The sequence below is a fragment of the Kitasatospora sp. NPDC048545 genome, from assembly GCF_040651155.1.
Classification (GTDB): domain Bacteria; phylum Actinomycetota; class Actinomycetes; order Streptomycetales; family Streptomycetaceae; genus Kitasatospora.
Window position 1 is genome coordinate 1 of sequence record NZ_JBEZIQ010000149.1, and the last position, 2,971, is coordinate 2,971.

The 2,971-nt window shown below is 67.5% G+C and carries 5 protein-coding genes and 1 pseudogene; 4 read left to right on the forward strand and 2 right to left on the reverse strand.

Translation table 11 applies throughout. The features are described from left to right. On the forward strand, positions 1-242 hold a 242-nt coding region (locus AB0D10_RS46070; protein ID WP_360269030.1), incomplete at its 5' end, for a transposase. Between the two features lie 496 nt (positions 243-738). On the opposite strand, the gene AB0D10_RS46075 is transcribed toward AB0D10_RS46070, so the two are convergent. Further along, positions 739-882, reverse strand: a complete 144-nt coding sequence (locus AB0D10_RS46075; RefSeq protein WP_360269033.1) for a hypothetical protein — start codon at positions 880-882, stop codon at positions 739-741. A 170-nt stretch (positions 883-1,052) separates the two neighbouring features. Between AB0D10_RS46075 and AB0D10_RS46080 the strand changes: the two genes are divergently transcribed. The 3 genes and pseudogenes from AB0D10_RS46080 to AB0D10_RS46090 all read left to right on the forward strand — a co-directional run. After that, the gene (locus AB0D10_RS46080) at positions 1,053-1,490 is read left to right on the forward strand and encodes a MarR family transcriptional regulator (protein ID WP_360269036.1); all 438 of its coding nucleotides are present in this window, start codon (positions 1,053-1,055) and stop codon (positions 1,488-1,490) included. Beyond that, positions 1,487-2,362: an alpha/beta hydrolase gene (locus AB0D10_RS46085; RefSeq protein ID WP_360269039.1), complete on the forward strand. Its 876-nt coding sequence runs from the start codon at positions 1,487-1,489 to the stop codon at positions 2,360-2,362. The genes AB0D10_RS46080 and AB0D10_RS46085 overlap by 4 nt, the downstream gene beginning before the upstream one ends. A gap of 165 nt (positions 2,363-2,527) precedes the next feature. Beyond that, positions 2,528-2,771: pseudogene (locus AB0D10_RS46090) on the forward strand (MarR family transcriptional regulator); the annotation flags it as partial. On the opposite strand, the gene AB0D10_RS46095 reads toward AB0D10_RS46090, so the two are convergent. Then, a partial coding sequence (locus AB0D10_RS46095; protein ID WP_360269042.1) for a hypothetical protein occupies positions 2,652-2,971 on the reverse strand: 320 nt, incomplete at its 5' end. The pseudogene AB0D10_RS46090 and the gene AB0D10_RS46095 sit on opposite strands and share 120 nt — an antisense overlap.

The window sequence follows — 2,971 nt, forward strand, 5'->3', positions numbered from 1 at the left end:
TCGGCGCGCGGGACTGGCTGACGGTGTTCATCCTGCCCGCTTACGCGCCGGACCTGAACCCCGTGGAGTGGCTCTGGGCGCACGTCAAGCGCAGCCTGGCCAACCTGTCCTCGGTCGCCGTCGACCGCCTCGAAGCCCTCGTCCGCAACCGGCTCAAACGGCTCCAGTACCGCCCCGACATCCTCGACGGCTTCCTCGCCGGGACCGGCCTCTCCCTCGACCTCCCGCCGCCATCACCCTGAAGCGCCAATGTCAGTACCCGCTCCTCCTGGAGGTTGCCGAGGGTCTGGCCGCCGTCATCCCGCAGTACCTCCCCGCCTCCCGGCCGCCAGCACCGACACCGCCGCCCGCCCGGCTGCGCACCGCCCCGGCACCGACGACCACCGGACCGGCCAGCTGACCGCGTGAAGACGGGCGTGCCGAAGGCCCGCGCCGGGTACTGTCGCAGCAGCGCCGCCCACCGCCCGGACGGCTACCCGGAGGCCGGTGAGAATCGCCCGGCGACCCCTTGTCCCGGGCCCGGACAGGCCCGGCGACACGCTTCCGGTACCGCTTCCGATACCGCTTCCGGTCATCCCCCACCTTGATGGTGCATCAACGCAGGTCAGACCCCTTGTCCAGGCCGCCCAGAAACGCCGACAACCCCTCTGTCGCCTAGCGCGGCTCCGTCGGGGTCTCGCTCTGGTGTCGACGACGGCGTTTGGCACTGGTCTGTTCGCTTTGCTGGGATTTGATCAGTCAGCAGGCGGGTGGGGGAAGGCCGTTCGGGGTGAGGGTGGCGGGGTCGGAGCTCTCGCTGCCACCGCTGGGGGTGCGGTCGACTTCCAGTGGGCTTTCACCGGTGCCGGTCTGCCAGTCGCTGAGGATCTGCAGGTTGATCATGCAGATCGTGATCGGGAGGAGGGGGGTCTGGGCGACGTGGCCGTGGGCGAGGTTGCGGCGCTTCCTCGGCGGGTTCGCCGTGTGCAGCGCCGACGCGGTTGCGCAGGTCGTAGCGCAGGTGAACCAGCAACCAAACTTGCGCTCCTAAGTTAGGATGTTAAGTTAGAAGGGTGAAACGCAATCTGGGTGTTGACCTGCATGTGCTCACCGCCCGCCTGGATCGGGCGGCCGACCGGATCCTGCGGGCGGAACACAACATCTCCTACAGTCGCTTCCTGGCACTGACCTTGGTGGGCAGGCTAGGCATCTCGACACAGCGCGCCCTTGCCGAGTGCCTCGGTGTGACCGAGCCGTCGGTAAGCCGCATGACCGGCGTCCTTGCCGCCGATGGGCTTCTTGACGTCCAGCCCGACCCGGCCGGAGGGAATCGTCGGCGGCTGAGTCTGACCGATGACGGCAAGCAGCTGGTGGCCTCGGTCCAGACAGGTTTTGAAGAGCGGCTGGCAGCCCTCGCCGCACACAGCGGCGTGCCGTACGACCAGTACGCCGAGCAGACCTCGCGACTGTTGGAGACGTTCGAGCGGCTGGAGCAGGAGAGGACCAAGTGAGCCGAAGCACCCAGACCCCGCCGGTACCCCAGCGCACGGTCTTCTCAGCCGACGGCACGGCGGTCAGCTATCGGACGATGGGCGCCGGGCCGGGTCTCATCGTGCTCGGCGGTGCTCTGCGAACCTCCGAGGACTACCTGCCGTTGGCCTCAGCGTTGTCCCGCTCATTCACGGTATACCTCCTCGAGCGGCGAGGACGCGGCGCCAGCGGCCCCCAAGGATCCCAGTACACCCTGAGGCGGGAAGTAGAAGATCTACTCGCCGTCCAGGCGGAGACCGGAGCGCGGCTGGTGTTCGGTCACAGCTACGGCGGACTTGTGGCCCTTGAGAGCGCACGCTCCTGCCAGGTGTTCGACCGCCTCGCGGTCTATGAGCCTGGAGTACCAGCCGGTCCTGTCCCCACCGACTGGATGACCCCTTACCGGGAACGACTGGCCGCGGGCGACCCATACGGCGCGTTCTGTCACTTCATCCGAGGCTCGAACGGCGCGCCAGCCTATGTAACCAAGCTGCCGTACTGGTATCTACGCATGGCGCTACGAATTGGCTTCCGTGGGCCGAGCTGGCAGCGGATGCGGCCCCTTCTCCAGGCCAATCTGGCCGAGCATGAGCAGGTGGCAGCCCAACAGGGCCGACTCGCTGCGTTCACGGCGGTCACCGCTTCAGTGCTGCTCCTTCGCGGGAGCCGCACCCCGCGCGCGAGCAGAGCGGAGTTCGACGCTCTCCGCGACACCCTTCCCAATGCCGCACTCGAAACGTTGGCCGGTCTCAACCATTTTGGGCCGGAAGGGAAATCAGCTCCGGTCGTGGCTGAGCGCGCTGTGGCGTTCCTCCTTGATGATTCAGCCCGTGAAAGCCAGGCCGGCAGGTAGGTGGAACTCGCTGATCCTCGTCCGGGTCGCTCGAGCGGGTGACGTGGTGTCATCTGACCGCTTCGGCTGGCGACGGCAGAGAAGTATCGGCGGTGTCGGTGTCGCCTCCGGGGATGAACCCGCCGATGCTTCCGGATCTGACTCACCGACGACCGCAGCGGGGCACTGCGGGGGGCCGGGATCGATGCAGCCACCTCGACCTGCTCTCCGTCATCCGCCGCTCAGGCCCGCCCTACACCCTCAGCACCGCGAGATTGCCCGGCGGACACTGGTCACCGCCGGCGCGATCTCACAAGGCATTGCCCGAGCCGAACGCGACGGCCTCGTCGAATGAACACCAGCAAGCACCGGCCGTCGAACCGTCCTGGTGGAACTCACGGCCGAAGGTCACGCGCTCATCGAGCGATCCGCACACTGACGGCCGGTGTCCGACGAGGCGCGGCCCACGAAGAAGGCTGAGCCCTCCGAACTCGCTATGGCCTGACGTGATCCACTTCTGCCGATCGGCCTTCGTCTTACGAGCTGGTGCGTGATTGCGGCGGCGATGTGACGGCCGGGGTGAGGGCGGCATGATCTTCGCCGTGGTGATCATGGTGAACCGTGCGGTCC